Source organism: Micromonospora citrea (assembly GCF_900090315.1).
In the GTDB taxonomy this organism is placed as follows: domain Bacteria; phylum Actinomycetota; class Actinomycetes; order Mycobacteriales; family Micromonosporaceae; genus Micromonospora; species Micromonospora citrea.
In genome coordinates this window covers 4,633,316-4,648,812 of record NZ_FMHZ01000002.1, presented here as the reverse complement: position 1 = coordinate 4,648,812, position 15,497 = coordinate 4,633,316, and the positions used below count along the sequence as shown (strand labels likewise).

Here is a 15,497-nt window from a genome sequence, read left to right as displayed (position 1 = left end):
GCCGCGGGGCGCTGCCGTGGACTGTCGGCATGACACCTGTGGACATGACCGACCAGGCCCCCCGGCAGCGCACCGCGATCGTGACCGGAGCGGCGCGCGGCATCGGCGCGGGCGTCGCCACCCGGCTGGCGCGCGACGGTCTCCGGGTCGCGGTGGTCGACCTCGACGAGACCGTCTGCGCCGGCACCGTGGGGGCCATCACCCTCGCCGGCGGCACGGCGGCGGCCTTCGCCGCGGACGTGAACGACGAGGCGGCCGTGGGCGCCGCCGTCGCCCGGATCGCCGCCGAACTGGGACCGCCGACGGTGCTGGTCAACAACGCCGGCATCGGCGGCCCCAACGCCGGCGTCGAGGAGACGAGCACCGAGCAGTGGGACGCGGTCACGGGCGTCAGCCTGCGCGGCGCGTTCTTCTTCACCAGGGCCGTGGTCCCCTACATGATCGAGGCCGGCTGGGGTCGGATCGTCAACATGTCGAGCATCTCCGCGCTCGGCGACTCCGGCCGGGTCGACTACGCCGCCGCCAAGGCCGGTCTGATCGGCTTCACCAAGTCGCTCGCCCTGCGGCTCGGCCGGCACGGCGTGACCGCCAACGCCATCGGCCCGGGTTTCGTGGTCAGCGACATGACGCGGATCGCGGCGCAGCGCCGCAACCGCAGCTTCGAGGAGCACCAGCGGATCGTGGCCGAGACGATCCCGGTGCGCCGGGTCGGCCAGCCCGAGGACATCGGGCACACCGCGTCGTACCTCGTGAGCCCCGAGGCCGGGTTCGTCTCCGGCCAGGTCATCTACGTGGCCGGCGGGCCGGTGGACTGACGTGGTCGTCGCTCGGGCCGCGGGCCCCCAGATGAACCGCCGGCTGCTGGTGCTGCTCACCCTCGCCTGCGGGGTCGCCGTCGGAAACGTCTACTTCCCGCAGACGATCAGCCCGCTGGTCGCCGCCGGCCTGGGCGTCAGCCCCGCCTCGGCCGCCCTGGTGGTGACCGCGGCGCAACTCGGCTACGCCGCCGGGATCTTCCTGCTGGTGCCGCTCGGCGACCGGATCCGGCACCGGCCGCTGGTCCTCACCCTGCTCGGCATCACCGGACTGGCCCTGCTCGCCGCGTGCGCCGCCCCCGCCCTGCCGCCGCTGGTCGGCGCGAGCGCCCTCGTCGGGGTAACGACGGTGGTCGCGCCGGTCATCGGCCCGATGGCGGCCAACCTGACCGCCGACGACCGGCGCGGCATGGTCAGCGGCACGCTGTTGAGCGGCTCGATCGGCGGCATGCTGCTGTCCCGCACCGTCGCGGGGACCGTCAGCGAGTGGTGGGGGTGGCGGGCCCCCTACCTGACGGCGGCGGTGTCCGTGCTGCTCATCGCGGTGGCCCTGGCCCGCGTACTGCCGGCGACCCGGCCGCCGTCCGGGCACCGGTATCCGGCCCTGCTGGCCGAGTCGCTGCGCCTGCTACGCACCGAGCGCGACCTGCGCCGCTCCTGCTTCTACCAGGCGACGGTCTTCGCCGGCTTCTCGGCGGTCTGGACCACCGTCGCGCTGCTGCTGACCGGCCCGGCGTACGGCCTCGGCGCCCCGGCGGTCGGGCTGCTCGCCCTGGTCAACGCGGCGACCATGCTCTGCACCCCGGTGGCGGGACGCCAGGTGGACCGCCGGGGGTCCGACGCGGTCAACCGGATCTGCCTGCTCGGCGTCATCGCCTCGGCCGTCGTCCTCGCCTTCGGCGGGCTCGGCGGAGTCGGGGGCCTGGCGGCCCTGGTGCTGGGCACGTTGCTGCTCGACGTCGGCATGCAGTCCGGCATGGTCGCCAACCAGGTGCGGATCTACGCCCTGCGGCCGGACGCCCGCAGCCGGCTCAACACCGCGTACATGACCTGCGCCTACCTCGGCGGCAGCCTGGGCTCGTGGGTCGGCGCCCCCGCGTACGCCCGCTTGGGGTGGCTGGGCGTGTGCGGCCTGCTGACGCTCCTGGCCGCGGCGGCGCTGGCCCACCACCTGACGACGGCCCCCTCCGGCGGCCACCCACGACCGCGCCCCCGACGGCCGGCGGCCGCCGCCGCGCCCGGCTCCCGCCTGACGGCCACCGCCCTGCCCAGCCCTCTCCCGACGGCAGCCGTCGCGGTCGGCCCGCTGTCGGCAGCCGCCGCCGCGCCGCCGGCCACGCGACCGGGGCCGGTCGGGGAACGTCGGCCGGAGGACCGCCGGCGGTACCGTCACCGGCATGGGTGACGAGCTGCGAACGGTCGACTGGGCAGAGGGCACGTGGCGCGCCGAGCCGGCACGGGTCGAGCGCGGGCCGTCGGGCGAGCTGCTGGTGCAGCCGGCCGAGGGCAGCGACCTGTGGCGGCACACCTCGTACGGCTTCGTGCACGACGACGCCCCGGCGCTGCTCGCGCCCTTCCCCGTCGGCGAGGCGGTCGAGGTGGCCTTCCGCCTCGACTACGGCGAGCAGTTCGACCAGGCCGGCGTGCTGGTCCGGGTGGACGAGCGGAACTGGGTCAAGGCCGGGGTGGAGGTCAGCGACGGGCAGCCGCAGGTCGGGGCCGTGGTGACCCGGGAGGTGTCCGACTGGTCGGTCGCCCCGGTGCCGGAGTGGACCGGGCGGGAGGTGACCGTCCGGGTCAGCCGCGACCGGGACGCGCTCACCGTCCGGGCCCGGGCCGGCGGCGAGCCGTGGCGGCTGGTCCGGCTCGCCCCGCTGCCGCCGGAGGCGGTGGCGACGGCCGGGCCGTACTGCTGCTCCCCCACCCGCGCCGGGCTGCGGATCCGGTTCACCGGTTGGCGACGGGGGCCGGCCGACGCGGCGCTGCACCCGGAGGGCTGAGCCGGGTGGCTCCGCTCACGCCGCAGGTGTGACCGGCGGGTCGCGGGCCGAGGGGCTGAGCGGGTGGCTCCGCTCACGGCGCAGGTGTGACCGGCGGGTCGCGGGGTAGAGAAGTCTGATCCCCCGACAGCGGCGAAAGGATCGCGATGGCACTCGCCGAGAACGTCGACCCGACCCGGCTCGGCGGGCTGACCGGCTGGGTGGCGGGGGTGATCGAAGCCGCCGGCGCGCTCGGCGTGGCGCTGCTGGTCGCCCTGGAGAGCATCATCCCGCCGATCCCGAGCGAGATCGTCCTGGCGATGGCGGGCTACCTGGCCGGCGAGGGCCGGTTCAACGTGGTGCTGGTGGTGCTCGCCGCCACCGCCGGCTCGCTGGCCGGGGCGCTCGTCCTCTACTGGCTGGGCGCGGTCGCCGGCGAGGACCGGCTCAAGCGCTGGCTCGACCGGCTGCCGCTGGTCGACCGGGACGACCTGGAGAAGGCGGACCGCTGGTTCGAGCGGCACGGCCGGTGGGCGGTGCTCTTCGGCCGGATGATCCCGGTGGTGCGCAGCCTGGTCTCCGTACCCGCCGGCGCCAACCGCATGCCGCTGCCCGAGTTCGTCGCCTTCACGACGCTGGGCAGCGGCATCTGGAACGCCCTCTTCGTCGGCCTGGGCTACGCCCTCGGCTCGCGCTGGCAGCAGATCGAGCGGTACAGCAACTGGTTCGACTACGGCATCATCGCCGTCTTCGTCGTGATGATCGCCTGGTGGGCGGTCAAGAAGAGCCGCCGTCGCGCCGCCCGCCGCCGCGAGCACGCCGACGCAGCCACCCGCTGACCCCCACTCCACCCGCACCAGCCCGTCGCGGGGGCCGCTCGCCGTCGCGGTGGCCGTCGCCGTCGCCGTCGCCGTCGCCGTCGCCGTCGCCGAAATCTTGGCGGGAAACGGCCCCTGGAGGGGCACTTCTCATCAGGATCTCGACGAACGGCGGGGCGTGGGGCCGGCATCGGGGCGGCATCAGGGGGAGGGGCGAGGGGTCAGGGGAGGGTGTCGAGGTGGGGAGCCACCGCGCGGGCGAAGTTGTTGCCGTTGGTGACGTCCCAGTTGACCGACCAGGTCATCGCGCCCCGGAGGCCCGGGTAGGTGCGCGGAGGGCGGAAGCTGCCGCAGTTGGTGCCGCGGGTCAGGCAGTCCAGCGCCGCGTTCACCACGCTCGGCGCGACGACGCCGCCGCCGGCCGCGCCCGGCCCGGCGGGCAGGCCGAGACCGACCTGGTCGGGTCGCAGCCCGGCCTCCAACTGGATGCAGGCCAGCGCGACGATGAAGTTCACCGTCCCCTGGGCGTACGCGGCGTTGCGGTCGCAGCCGAGCATCGCACCCGAGTTGTAGAACTGGGTGTTGACGACGGTGAGGATGTCCTTGATGTCGAGCGCGAGCTTGAAGTAGCTGCTCCCCGGGGACTGCATGTCGATGGTCTGCGGGGCCATCGCGATGATCAGCCCGGCGCCCACCCTGGCCCGCAGCGAGCGCAGCGCCTGCGCCATGTAGGTCGGGTTCAGCCCGTTCTCCAGGTCGATGTCGACCCCGTCGAAGCCGTACCGCTGGATCAGCGCGTGGACGCTGTCGCTGAACGCCGCGGCGGAGGCGGCGTCGTTGACCGCCACCCGGCCCGTCTCGCCGCCGACCGAGATGATCACCTTCTTGCCCCGGGACTGCAGGGCACGCACGTCGGCGGCGAACTCCGCGTCCGGGTAGCCGCCGAGGGCGGCGGACAGCCCCGGGTCGACGGCGAAGCTCACGGCGCCGGGGGTGGCGGTGGCCTCCGCGAACGCGACAGCGACCACGTCGTACTCGGCCGGCACGTCGCGCAGCCTCAGCTCGACGGCCGGGTTGTCGAAGTTGTGCCAGTAGCCGGTGAGGATGTGCTCCGGCAGCCCGGTGTCCGGCGGCGGGCTGGTCGGGGGCGGCGTGGTGGGCGGCGCCGTCGTCGGGGGCGCGGTGGTGGGTGGGGCGGTGGTGGGCGGGGCGGTCGTCGGGCCGGTGCCGCCGCCGCACGGCGCGCCGTTGAGCCGGCAGTCGGCCGGGGCGCCCGGCCCGCTGCCCAGGAATCCGAACGAGACGGAGGCGCCGGGGGCGACGCTGCCGTTCCAGGACCGGTTCGTGAAGGTGTGCCGCTGGCCGGACGAGGTCAGCAGCGCGTCCCAGTACGAGCCGACGGTGGTGCCCGGGGGCAGGTCGAAGGTGACGGTCCAGCCGGTGAGCGTGCTGCCGCCGCCGTTGGTGATCGTGTACTTCCCCTCCCAGCCTGAGCCCCAGTCGGACGTCTTGACGAAGCTCGCGGTCGCCCCGGCGGCGAACGCCGGCATCGCCACCCACACCGCGCCGACGGCCGCCACCAAAGCGGTGACCAGCGACAACACCAGAGATCTGGACCGTTTCACAGCACCCTCCACGCCCGGACGGCATCTATCGCCATCGACATTGACGCTTATTATTAGGACTGTTAACTGTTTCTGTCCAGCAGGCGGCGGACGGCGCGGGCCCGCCGCGCCGTCCGCCCGGCGTTCGTCAGCGCCGATCGACGCCCGCCCGGGCCGGCCGTGGACGGCGCAGCACCGCCTGCTCCAGCGCCGACCAGGCGGTCGTGGTGACCAGATAGATCACGGCGGCCAGCGGCAGCACCAGCGCCACCAGCACCGTCGCGTACGGCAGCAGCGGCAGCAGCCGGCCGAGCACGGCGGCGCCCGGCCCCTGCGCCGGCGCACCGGCCACCGCGCCGGTCTCGACCGCCGCCCGCCGCATCCGCCGGGAGGTCCACCACGCCAGCGCGAGCAGGACCGCCAGCAGTACGCCGAACAGCGGCAGCACGGCGCCGGCCAGCCCGTCGCCGAGGTGGTGCCCCAACGGCACCCCGGCCAGCCGCTCGTCGAGCAGCCCGGTGCCACCCTCGGCGGTGGCGAAGAGCCGGTACATCACCAGCAGGACCGGCGCCTGGAGCAGCAGCGGCAGGCAGCCGGCAACCGGGTTGGCGCCGTTCGCCCGGTAGAGCGCGAACAGCTCGCCCTGCAACCGGGCGGGGTCGTCCGCGTACCGCCGCTGGAGGTCGCGGACCTCGGGGGCGAGCGCCGCGCGGCGCCGCTCCCCCCGGACCTGCGCGACGGTCAGCGGCGAGATCAGCAGCCGGACGACGACGGTGAGGACGACGATGGCGGCGGCCGTTGCCGCGCCGCCGGCCAGCGGTTCGAGCAGGTTGGTGAGCCAGGAGAGCGCGCTGCCGGCGGCGCCGACGGCGTCGTGCAGTGGTGCGAAGGCGAACATGGTGACCCCTCGGTCCGATTCCGGGTGGGGCCCGACGGGACGGAAGACGTCGCCGGGCCTCGGGTGACGGCGGAATCGGCCGCGCGGCGGGCGCTACGCGGCCGAGGGGTGCGCCCCGGGCGCCCGGGGACGGGGGCGGCCGGCGGCGTCCGGATCGACCTGCCGGGGCACCCGGCGACGGCGGGCCCGGGCCCGCAGCGCGGCGGCGCGGGCGGCCCGGGGGGCGCCGGCGTCGCCCGCCGCGTGCAGCGCGAGCACGGCGGCGAGGAGCACGACGGCGGTCAGCGCGGCCCCGGCGAGCAGCCCGGCCGGGCGGTCGGCGAGCAGGACCAGGTGGGTGAGCGCGTACGCCCACGTCCCCACCACGACCCCCCACGCACCCGGCACGCCGATCAGCCTAGAACCCCCTGTCACGCCCGGCCGCCCGGAAACGCGCGCCCGTGGCCGCCGCCGGTCGCGCGGCGTCGCACCCGATCGCGCGGCGCGCCGGGCGACACGCAGGACCGCGTTTTCCGGCACCGGCACCCTGGGTAACCATCGGCCGGCCGGCGCGGACGGACCGCGCCCGGTCACGAACGGACGGTGGTGACGATGACCGGCCAGGTGGCGGAGGCCCCGAGCGCGACGGTCGAGGAGACGGATCTGCTCACGGTGGGTGTCGAGGAGGAGTTCCTGCTCGTCGACCCGCACACCGGAACCGCGGTGCCCGCCGTCGACCTCGTGATGGAGCAGGTGCCGCCCGAGCTGCGCGGCCAGGTGGAGCGGGAGTTCCAGACCAGCCAGATCGAGATCGGCAGCCCGCCCGGCCTGGAGCTCTCCTCGATCCGGCACTCCCTCGGCATGCTGCGCGTCGCGCTCGCCGACGCGGCCGAGCGGGCCGGCGTACGGCTGCTCGCCATCGGCACCGGGCCGGTGGACGGGCCCGTGCCCCCGGTGGTCGACAAGCCCCGCTTCGACCGGATGATCGAGCGGTTCCGGCTGCTGGTGCCCGGCCCGGGCAACAACGGCATGCACGTGCACGTCGGGGTGCCCGACCCGGAGACCGGCGTGCAGGTGCTCAACCACGTCCGGCCCTGGCTGCCGGTGCTGCAGGCGGTGACCGTCAACTCCCCGTTCGCCAAGGGCGAGGACACCGGCTACGCGAGCTGGCGGTCGGTCGAGTGGGAGCACTGGCCCTCGGTGGCACCGACCCCCTTCCTGGAGTCGCACGAGCACTACGAGCGGCTGATCCGCCAGCTCATCGCCAGCGGCGTGATGCTCGACGAGGGGATGCTCTACTGGTACGCCCGGCTGTCGGCCAAGTACCCGACCGTCGAGATCCGGATCGGCGACGTCTGCCCGTCGGTGGACGACGCGGTGCTCGTCGCCGCGCTGGTCCGGGCCATGGTGGCGACCGCGCTCGACGACATCGCCGCCGGGCGGCCCGCCATCCGCACCGACCACCACCTGCTGGTCGCCGCGCACTGGCGGGCGGCGCACGACGGGCTGGAGGGCGAGGGCGTCGACCTCACCGACGGCGAGCTGCGGCCGGCGTGGGAGCTGTTCGACCAGTTCGTCGAGCGGATGCGCCCGGCCCTGGAACGGCACGGCGACCTCGACGAGGTGACCGACCTGATCGGCGGGCTGCGCCGGCACGGCACCGGGGCGGCCCGGCAGCGCGCCGTGCTCGCGCGCGGCGGCGACCTCGTGGACGTGGTCCGGGACGTCGCCCGGCAGACCCGTGGGTCGGGCCACCCGTGACAGTATGGTCCCCGTGGCGCAACGGCTGATCGTCATCGGTGGGGACGCCGCGGGCATGGCGGCGGCGTCCCAGGCGCGCCGCCGCCGCGATCGCGGCGACCTGGAGATCGTCGCCTTCGAGCGGGGGCACTTCACGTCGTACTCGGCGTGTGGCATCCCGTACTGGATCAGCGGGCTGGTGCCCGAGCGGGACCAGTTGATCGCCCGCGACCCGGCGACGTTCCGGGAGCGGTTCGACATCGACGTCCGGATGCGGCACGAGGTGACCGGCATCGACCTCGGCCGGCGCGAGGTGGTCGCGCGGGACCTCGAAGGCGGCGGCGAGGTCCGCGAGCGGTTCGACACCCTGGTCTACGCGACCGGCGCGGTGCCGACGAAGCCGGACTGGGCGCGTACCGACACCGCCGGGGTGTTCGGCGTGCAGACCCTCGACGACGGCGCGGCGCTGCGCGGCTGGCTGGAGTCCGAGCCGCGGCCCCGCCGCGCGGTGGTGGTCGGCGGCGGCTACATCGGCGTGGAGATGGCCGAGGCGCTGATCCAGCGCGGGCTCACCGTCACCCTGGTCGAGCAGGCCGAGCAGCCGATGTCCACCGTCGACCCGGACATGGCCGAGCTGGTCACGGGCGCGATGCGGGGCATCGGCATCACCATCCGCACCGGCCTCGCCGTGACCGGGCTGGAGGAGACCGACGGCCGGGTGTCCGCGGTGGTCACCGCCGAGGGGCCGATCCCCGCCGACCTGGTCGTCCTCGGCCTGGGAGTACGCCCCAACACCGCGCTCGCGAAGGCCGCCGGCCTGCCGCTCGGTGTCACCGGCGGCATCCGGGTGGACCGCCGGATGCGGGTGCAGGGGGTGCCGGACGTGTGGGCCGCCGGCGACTGCGTGGAGACCGTGCACCGGGTGACCGGGATGCCGGTGCACGTGCCGCTGGGCACCCACGCCAACAAGCAGGGCCGGGTGGCCGGCATCAACATCGGCGGCGGCTACGCCACGTTCGCCGGGGTGATCGGCACCGCCGTCACCAAGGTCTGCGAGCTGGAGGTTGGGCGTACGGGGCTGCGCGAGCGGGACGCCGCGGCGGCCGGCTTCGAGTTCGTCTCGGTGATCGCCGAGTCCACCAACCGCGCCGGCTACTACCCGGGCGCCCGGTCGATGACCGTGAAGCTGATCGCGGAAAAGCCCAGCGGGCGGCTGCTCGGGGCGCAGATCGTCGGCTGGTCCGAGGCCGCCAAGCGGATCGACACCCTCGCGGTGGCGCTGTGGAACGGCATGACGGTCGACGACATGACCGCCCTCGACCTCGGCTACGCCCCGCCGTACGCCCCGGTCTGGGACCCGGTGCTGATCGCCGCCCGCAAGGCCGTCGACGCCCTGGCCGCCACCGCGCGGTGAACGGTGCGGAAGGGGCCCTTCCCAACGCCCGAGGCATGGGAGGGGCCCCTTCCGCGACACCCGGTCAGGGCTGGTGCGTGGCGGCCGTCCTGGGCAGTGCGAGCATCGCGATCGCGGCGAGCAGGTAGGCGCCGACCTGCCAGGGCATGACCTGGACGAGGGCGTGCCCGTAGGCCGCGGCCGTGTCGCCCGCGCCCGTCGCGGGGCCTGCGGCGGGGACGAGCGCGTTGAAGAAGACGGTGCCGAGGGCTGCTACGCCGATTGCGCCGCCGACCTGGTTGACCGTGGACAGCACCCCGCCGGCCGCGCCGGCGTGCCGGCCGGGGACCCCGGTGAGGACGACGTTGATCAGGATCGGGGCGCCCAGGCCCAGGCCGAGGCCGCCGAGGAACATCGCCGCGGCGAGCGGCCAGTAGCCGGGGGACGCGTCGTCGCGGACGAGGAGCCACAGCAGCGCCTGGGAGGCGGCGAGGGTGAGGGACCCGGTGACGATCAGGGCGCGGCCGGCCTTCGTCGCGAGGGCGACCCCTGCCCCGGAGGTGAGGATCGACCCGATCGCGTACGGCAGGATCACCAGGCCGGTGTCCCACGCGGACCGCCCGGTGCCGGCCTGCAGGTAGATCGACAGAACGAGGAAGAACGACGCCAGCGCGCCGAAGAACAACACCGACGCCGCCAGTCCGGCGGTGAACGGGCGGATGGCCAGCAGCGCCGGATCCAGGACCGGCTGCCCGCCTCGCCCGGCGACGCTCCGCTCGTAGGCCACGAACCCGGCGAGCAGCAGTACGCCGACGACGAGGACCGCCCAGCCCCACCAGGGCCAACCCCAGTCCCGGCCCTGCACCAGTGGCAGCAGCACCAGCACGACCCCGGCCGCGGACAGGACCGCCCCTGCCACGTCGAGGCGCGCCCGGACGGGGGCGGTGGACTCCGGCAGGACGCGCACCCCCAGGACGATGGCGACGACGGCGACGGGGATGTTGATCCAGAAGATCGTGCGCCATCCCAGGCCCCACAGGTCCGCGTCGACGAGCGCGCCACCGAGCAGTGGCCCGGCGACCGACGCCAGGCCCTGGACGGCGCCGAACGCACCGAACGCCTTGGCCATCGCGGCCGGTGTGAAGGAGGAGCGGACGATCCCGAACACCTGCGGGACCATGAACCCGCCGGCCAGGCCCTGCGCCGCCCGCACCGCGATCAACACGCCTGCCGTCGGCGCCAGCGCGCAGGCCGCCGACGCGACCGTGAAGCACACCAGGGACGCGAGGAAGACCCTACGGCGGCCGTAGGCGTCACCGAGCCGACCGCCGGTGATCAGCCCGGATCCCAGCGCCAGCGTGTACGCGGCGACCATCCACTGCAGTTGCGCCTCGCCGGCGTCGAGGTCCCGCGCGATGTCCGGAGCGGCGACCGTGACGATCGTGACGTCGAGCAGGTCCATGAACGAGGCGAACAGGATGACCAGCAGTGCCAGCGACGCGCGTCGGCCCGCGATCGACGACTGGTCGGGCAGCGCCTGGGGCGCGGTTTCAGTGCTCATGGCCTCACCGTGGCATCGGTGGCGGCCGTCGAGTGACCGCTACCTCTGGGAGGGTGGATCTCGTGGCCAACACCTCTGCCCGGATCCTGCGCCTGCTGTCCCTGCTCGAGGCCCGCATCGAATGGCCCGGCGCCGAACTCGCCGACCGACTCGGCGTGTCGGCCCGTACCCTGCGGCGGGACGTCGAGACGCTGCGCGAGCTCGGATATCCGGTCGACGCCGTCAAGGGCCCCGGCGGTGGCTACCGGCTCGGCCCCGGCGGCAAGCTGCCACCCCTGGTCCTCGACGACGACCAGGCCATCGCGATCGCCCTCGCCCTGCAGACCGCGCCTGCCACCGTCACCGGCATCGACGACGCCGTCACCCGCGCCCTGACCACCCTGCGTCAGGTCATGCCGGCCCGGCTGCGCGCGACGACCGAGACCTTCACCGTCACGACGCTGCGAAACTACTGGGAGTTCGCCGCACCACCCGTCGACGTCGACACGTTGCAGGCCGTGGGCGCCGCCATCCGCACCACCCGCGTGCTGCGCTTCGACTACCGCGAGCCGGACGGTGCCGATCCCGCACCCGCGGAGCCCGGCTTCCGGCCGCCTGTCGAGGCCGAACCCCATCACCTCGTCGTCTGGGCGGGACGCTGGTACCTCGTCGCCCGGGACCACCGACGCGGGACGTGGCACACCTACCGCGTCGACCGGATCGCCCCCCGCACGCCCGCGGGAGCGGCGTTCCGGCCCCACCCGCTCACCGACGACGACCTGACCCGCCTCGTCGTGCGGAACCCGGACCGCGGCGACACCCCCGGGCAGTGGCAGTGCGTCGGCTCGGCCGTCCTCGACCTCCCCGCGCACCTCGTCGCACGCTGGGCGCCCGGCGGATCGGTCGTCGAACCCGTCGACCCACGCCACAGCCGGCTCACCGTCGGCGGCTGGTCCTGGGTCGGCGTCGCGGGGCTCCTCATCACCTTCGACGCCGATCTGCGCGACGTGCGGCCGTCGGAGCTGCGCGGTGCCCTGCGCCGCATCGGTCACCGCGTGAGCCGGGCAGGGATCTCCGAGCACAGGTCGGCCGAGGTCCCCGCCCGGCAGGGTCAGCGGCGGGGCCGCAGCGCGGGGATCCCTTTTCGTGGGCTTGTCGGGGGTGGCGGTTAGCGTGTGCCCGCTGTCGCCGCGCCGGCCACGTCGGGCCGGTCGCTGACCCCTCGGAGGGCCCATGTCGCAGGAGACGACCTACCTCGAACTGTCCGAAGTGGACGGCGCGCACAAGTTCTACGAGGTCGTGGTCGACGACGCCGCGCTGACCGTCCGCTATGGCAGGATCGGCGACCAGGGGCAGGTCAAGACCACCGCCTACGCCGACAACGCCAAGGCGCGCGCGGCGGCGGCGAAGAAGATCGGCGAGAAGGTCCGCAAGGGCTACGCCCCGGCGGTGCCCGGCGTGCGGCAGAAGCGCGCCGTCTCCCGGCGGCAGATCGTCAGCACCCGCTCCACCGCCCGCACCGCCCCGGTGCTGTGGCGCTACGACTCCGGCGCGCCCGCGTTCGGCATCTTCGTCGACGGGCACAGCTGCATGGTCGGCAACGAGCGCGGGGTCATCACCACGCTCGGCCACGACGCCCGGGTGCTGAACCAGGTCCGCCTCCCCGACGGGGTGAAGTGCATCGTCGCCGACGACGCCTGGATCTACGCGGGCTGCGACGACGGCAACGTCTACGACCTGTCCGGCAAGGTGCCCCGGGTCGCGTACGCGATCGCTCCGGAGATCGACATCTACTGGCTGGACATCCACGACGGCGTGCTGGGCGTCTCCGACGCCGACGGCGGCATCGCCGCCGTCGACCACGAGGACGAGTTCCTCTGGCGCCGGTCGGGGCGCGGCCGGTCGGCGTGGATGGTGCGCTGCGACGCCGATGCCGTCTACCACGGTCACTCGCAGGGCGTGACCGGCTACGACTGGCGCACCGGGCAGGAGCTGTGGCACACCCGCACCGGCTCGGTGCTCTTCGGCTGGCAGGAGCCCGGCGCCGTGTTCGCCGGCACCGCGACCCGGGAGGTGGTGCGGCTGGCGAAGGACGGCCGCGCCGAGCGCGCCTACCGGTGCGACGCCCCGGTCTTCTCCTGCGCCACCGCCGAGGGCGGCCGGTACGTCTTCGCCGGCGACAGCCAGTCCTCGATCTACTGCTTCGACGCCGCCGGCAACCGGCTGTGGAAGCTCGGCACCGGCTGCGGCTCGGCCTACTCGATGCAATACCACGACGAGCGGCTCTACGTGGTCACCACGAGCGGCTACCTGGCCTGCGTCGACGCCAGCGAGCCGGCCATCCGGGCGGCGGAGGCCGGCAGCGTGCCGGAGGTGGTCGACGTCAAGGCCCCGCCCCGGCTGCCCGAGCCGGCGGCGTGGACGACCGTCGAGGTGACCAGCGACGTCGACGGCGGCGTGGTCGTGCAGTGCGTCGAGGACCGGGGCCGACTGCGCGTGCACGTGCTCTCCCCCGGCTACCACCCGGACTGGTCGGTGCAGTTCCCCAAGGGCATCCGCGAACCGGGCGCGCGCTACCTCGTCACCCAGGTCCGCGAGTCCGGCCGGGGCGGCTTCTACCGCGCGTACGGCGACATCCGCCGGCTGCGCTGAAGACTCCGGGCCGGGGGTGGTGCGGGACCGCCCCCGGCCCGGTCAGCGCCGTCCCGCCCGGCCACCCGCCCCGCCGTCCCGCCCGGCAACCCGCCGCGGGGAGGGGCGGTCCGGTCAGCGGCAGCGCCAGCGGACGGCGGTTGTCGTCGTCCCGCGGCCGTTCTGATCGGCGTGCAGTTGGCCGCCGATCACCCGCCCGTCGTCGCTGACGGTCACCGCCAGAGCGCCGTCCCGGCCGGGGTCCTCGTCCCGGCCGGGCAGGCTCACCAGCCGGGCGTCGGTGAGCAGCCCGGCTCGCCGTTCACGCGTCGCGCCGACCACCCAGCCCCGGCCGTTGCCGGCATTGGTGACGAAGCCGTGCCAGGCGGGACCGCCGGCGTTGCCAGCGGATGGGCTCGGGGTCGTCGAGGCGTCGGACGAAGGGCCGGGGGCCCCGTCGCCCGGCGAACCCGGCGGGGGAACGTCCGCGACCGGCCCGTTGCCCGCGAGTGGCGGGGGCGCGACGCCGCCGGGGGCGGCTCCACCGTCCGACGGGGTCGGCCGCAGCGAGGGGGTGGTAGGCCACGGCAGTGACTCGTACCGCCCCGTGGGCAGGTGGTAGCGGGCCGGCTGGTCGTACCGCGCTCCGCTCACCGCGCGGATCGCGGTCCCGGTTATCCAGCCGCCCTGGAAGGTGTGGGGCACGAACTCGGTCGCCGTTCCGCCCTCGACCTCGGGCAGCGGCAGCACCTCGGGGCCGCCACCGGCCCGCCAGACGACCGCCCGGAACCCGCCGTGCGGACCGTCCTGGAGCTTGCCGACGACCGTCCCGTCGGAGTCGACGCCGACGGCGGTCCCGGCCCAGCCACTGCCGGGCAGCGGCAGCTCCACCGGCGGGGTGTCCGGCGAGGGCCAGAGCACCGGGAGCTGCCGGTCGTCGACCAGCCGCGCCCCGACGACCCGGCCGTCCTCGCTGACCGCCGTCGCCTCCCCCTCCCGCACGCCGGACAGCGGGGCGGGGCGGCCGTCGCGGACGATCCAGGGCTGGGGGCGGTTGTCGACGTACGTCGAGCCGACGGCGAGGCCGGTGGGGCTCACGTCGACCAGCCGCTGCTCCGCGCCGGGCAGCCGGTACTCGCGCGCCTGCCCACCGTCCCAGATGATCACCAAGGCGCCCCGGTCGTCGACCGGGTACGACCGGCCCACCAGGAACCGGCCGGTCGGGTCGCCGCCGGTGACCATGCTCCTGGCGTGCCCGCTGGGCACCGTCAGGTGCTCGACGACGCAGGCGGTCGGGCCGGCCGCTACGGGGCTGGGACGTCCGGCCGCCGACGGCGCGGCGGGCCAGACCGTCACCGGCCGGTCGGCCTGCGGTCCGCCGCCGGGCAGGAGCGGCACGGCGGCGGCCGCGACCACGGCCAGCCCGGCGGCCGAGGCGCTCATCGTCCGGCGGCTGCGTCGGCGCCGGCGCGCCTCACGTACGGCGCCGGCCAGGTCGACGCGCGTCGGGCGGCCCGGATCGACGTCGAGCCCCCGCAGCAGACCGACGATCCGGTCCTCGTCCTCGCTCATCCCACTGCCCCCTTCGTCGTCTCCATCAGCTCCGCGCCGTCGAGCAGCCGGCGCATCGCGGCCAGCCCGTGCGAGGTCTGGCTCTTGACCGTCCCCACGGAGCAGCCCATGATCCTGGCCACCTCCTCCACCGACAGGTCGTGCAGGAACCGCAGCACAAGCACCGCCCGCTGGCGCGGCGGCACCCGCTTGAGCGCGTCCCACAGCACCGTGCGCTCCTCGACGCCCCGGTCCTCCGTGCGGCGCACGTCGGGCGGGGCGGGGAAGAGCCGGATCCGCCACCAGCCCTTGCGCCGGCTGTCCAGGAATAGCCGCACCACCACCGTGCGCACGTACGCGTCGATCTGATCCGCCCGCGACGCCTGGGACCACCGCTGGAAGAGCCGGGTCGCCGCCTCCTGCACCAGGTCGTCGGCCTGGTCGCTGTCCCCGCACAGCGAGTACGCCAGCCGGCGCAGCATGGGCAGCCGCGCGCTGAGGTACTCGACGTATTCCTGTTCCGATGCGTCCGGCATCCGGTTACCTCCG

Annotated in this window: 14 protein-coding genes; 8 read left to right on the top strand and 6 right to left on the bottom strand. The window is 75.0% G+C overall.

What is annotated here, in order from left to right:
* Nucleotides 1–29 precede the first annotated feature (29 nt).
* The 4 genes from GA0070606_RS21390 to GA0070606_RS21375 all read left to right on the top strand — a co-directional run bounded on the left by GA0070606_RS21390 (nucleotide 30) and on the right by GA0070606_RS21375 (nucleotide 3,633).
* Nucleotides 30–815, top strand: a complete 786-nt coding sequence (locus tag GA0070606_RS21390; protein WP_091103400.1) for an SDR family NAD(P)-dependent oxidoreductase — start codon at nucleotides 30–32, stop codon at nucleotides 813–815.
* Between the two features lie 31 nt (nucleotides 816–846).
* Entirely contained in the window at nucleotides 847–2,220 is a 1,374-nt protein-coding gene (locus tag GA0070606_RS21385) for an MFS transporter (RefSeq protein ID WP_091107982.1), read from the top strand.
* Nucleotides 2,213–2,815, top strand: coding sequence for a DUF1349 domain-containing protein (locus tag GA0070606_RS21380; protein ID WP_091103398.1), 603 nt, complete (start codon nucleotides 2,213–2,215; stop codon nucleotides 2,813–2,815). Before GA0070606_RS21385 ends, GA0070606_RS21380 begins: the two co-directional genes overlap by 8 nt.
* Nucleotides 2,816–2,961: 146 nt before the next feature.
* A complete protein-coding gene (locus GA0070606_RS21375; RefSeq protein WP_091103395.1) occupies nucleotides 2,962–3,633 on the top strand; it encodes a DedA family protein in 672 nt (223 codons plus the stop codon).
* 200 nt (nucleotides 3,634–3,833) lie between these two features.
* Here the strand turns inward: GA0070606_RS21375 and GA0070606_RS21370 are convergent, their stop codons facing one another.
* The 3 genes from GA0070606_RS21370 to GA0070606_RS33750 all read right to left on the bottom strand — a co-directional run bounded on the left by GA0070606_RS21370 (nucleotide 3,834) and on the right by GA0070606_RS33750 (nucleotide 6,501).
* Entirely contained in the window at nucleotides 3,834–5,237 is a 1,404-nt protein-coding gene (locus GA0070606_RS21370) for a chitinase (RefSeq protein ID WP_091103392.1), read from the bottom strand.
* 127 nt (nucleotides 5,238–5,364) lie between these two features.
* Nucleotides 5,365–6,114 (bottom strand): YidC/Oxa1 family membrane protein insertase, encoded by a 750-nt coding sequence (locus tag GA0070606_RS21365; RefSeq protein WP_091103389.1) that lies wholly within the window; start codon nucleotides 6,112–6,114, stop codon nucleotides 5,365–5,367.
* A gap of 93 nt (nucleotides 6,115–6,207) precedes the next feature.
* Complete coding sequence (locus GA0070606_RS33750) at nucleotides 6,208–6,501, bottom strand: DUF6412 domain-containing protein (RefSeq protein ID WP_091103386.1); 294 nt, start codon at nucleotides 6,499–6,501, stop codon at nucleotides 6,208–6,210.
* A 204-nt stretch (nucleotides 6,502–6,705) separates the two neighbouring features.
* Between GA0070606_RS33750 and GA0070606_RS21355 the strand changes: the two genes are divergently transcribed.
* Nucleotides 6,706–7,854 (top strand): carboxylate-amine ligase, encoded by a 1,149-nt coding sequence (locus tag GA0070606_RS21355; RefSeq protein ID WP_176737382.1) that lies wholly within the window; start codon nucleotides 6,706–6,708, stop codon nucleotides 7,852–7,854.
* Nucleotides 7,855–7,867: 13 nt separating this feature from the next.
* On the top strand, nucleotides 7,868–9,247 hold the full coding sequence (locus GA0070606_RS21350) for an FAD-dependent oxidoreductase (RefSeq protein ID WP_091107981.1): 1,380 nt from the start codon (nucleotides 7,868–7,870) through the stop codon (nucleotides 9,245–9,247).
* A 64-nt stretch (nucleotides 9,248–9,311) separates the two neighbouring features.
* On the opposite strand, the gene GA0070606_RS21345 is transcribed toward GA0070606_RS21350, so the two are convergent.
* Nucleotides 9,312–10,787: an MFS transporter gene (locus GA0070606_RS21345; protein ID WP_091103381.1), complete on the bottom strand. Its 1,476-nt coding sequence runs from the start codon at nucleotides 10,785–10,787 to the stop codon at nucleotides 9,312–9,314.
* A 62-nt stretch (nucleotides 10,788–10,849) separates the two neighbouring features.
* Here GA0070606_RS21345 and GA0070606_RS21340 point away from each other — a divergent pair, with 62 nt between their 5' ends.
* Together GA0070606_RS21340 and GA0070606_RS21335 are read left to right on the top strand one after the other, a co-directional pair.
* On the top strand, nucleotides 10,850–11,938 hold the full coding sequence (locus tag GA0070606_RS21340) for a helix-turn-helix transcriptional regulator (RefSeq protein WP_091103378.1): 1,089 nt from the start codon (nucleotides 10,850–10,852) through the stop codon (nucleotides 11,936–11,938).
* 61 nt (nucleotides 11,939–11,999) lie between these two features.
* Nucleotides 12,000–13,418 carry a WGR domain-containing protein gene (locus GA0070606_RS21335; protein ID WP_091103376.1) on the top strand — a complete coding sequence of 473 codons (1,419 nt, stop codon included), beginning with the start codon at nucleotides 12,000–12,002 and terminating at the stop codon, nucleotides 13,416–13,418.
* Nucleotides 13,419–13,532: 114 nt separating this feature from the next.
* Here GA0070606_RS21335 and GA0070606_RS21330 read toward each other — a convergent pair whose 3' ends face one another.
* Both GA0070606_RS21330 and GA0070606_RS21325 read right to left on the bottom strand, forming a co-directional pair.
* On the bottom strand, nucleotides 13,533–14,969 hold the full coding sequence (locus GA0070606_RS21330; protein ID WP_091103373.1) for a hypothetical protein: 1,437 nt from the start codon (nucleotides 14,967–14,969) through the stop codon (nucleotides 13,533–13,535).
* Nucleotides 14,966–15,484, bottom strand: coding sequence for a SigE family RNA polymerase sigma factor (locus GA0070606_RS21325; RefSeq protein WP_091103370.1), 519 nt, complete (start codon nucleotides 15,482–15,484; stop codon nucleotides 14,966–14,968). The genes GA0070606_RS21330 and GA0070606_RS21325 overlap by 4 nt, the downstream gene beginning before the upstream one ends.
* Nucleotides 15,485–15,497 lie beyond the last annotated feature (13 nt).

Coding starts and splice junctions, on each gene's coding strand:
- GA0070606_RS21345 (WP_091103381.1), bottom strand. CDS start 10,787: ATGAGCACTGAAACCGCGCCCCAGGCGCTGCCCGACCAGTCGTCGATC.
- GA0070606_RS21365 (WP_091103389.1), bottom strand. CDS start 6,114: ATGTTCGCCTTCGCACCACTGCACGACGCCGTCGGCGCCGCCGGCAGC.
- GA0070606_RS21375 (WP_091103395.1), top strand. CDS start 2,962: ATGGCACTCGCCGAGAACGTCGACCCGACCCGGCTCGGCGGGCTGACC.
- GA0070606_RS21390 (WP_091103400.1), top strand. CDS start 30: ATGACACCTGTGGACATGACCGACCAGGCCCCCCGGCAGCGCACCGCG.
- GA0070606_RS21380 (WP_091103398.1), top strand. CDS start 2,213: ATGGGTGACGAGCTGCGAACGGTCGACTGGGCAGAGGGCACGTGGCGC.
- GA0070606_RS21355 (WP_176737382.1), top strand. CDS start 6,706: ATGACCGGCCAGGTGGCGGAGGCCCCGAGCGCGACGGTCGAGGAGACG.
- GA0070606_RS21330 (WP_091103373.1), bottom strand. CDS start 14,969: ATGAGCGAGGACGAGGACCGGATCGTCGGTCTGCTGCGGGGGCTCGAC.
- GA0070606_RS21385 (WP_091107982.1), top strand. CDS start 847: ATGAACCGCCGGCTGCTGGTGCTGCTCACCCTCGCCTGCGGGGTCGCC.
- GA0070606_RS21335 (WP_091103376.1), top strand. CDS start 12,000: ATGTCGCAGGAGACGACCTACCTCGAACTGTCCGAAGTGGACGGCGCG.
- GA0070606_RS21325 (WP_091103370.1), bottom strand. CDS start 15,484: ATGCCGGACGCATCGGAACAGGAATACGTCGAGTACCTCAGCGCGCGG.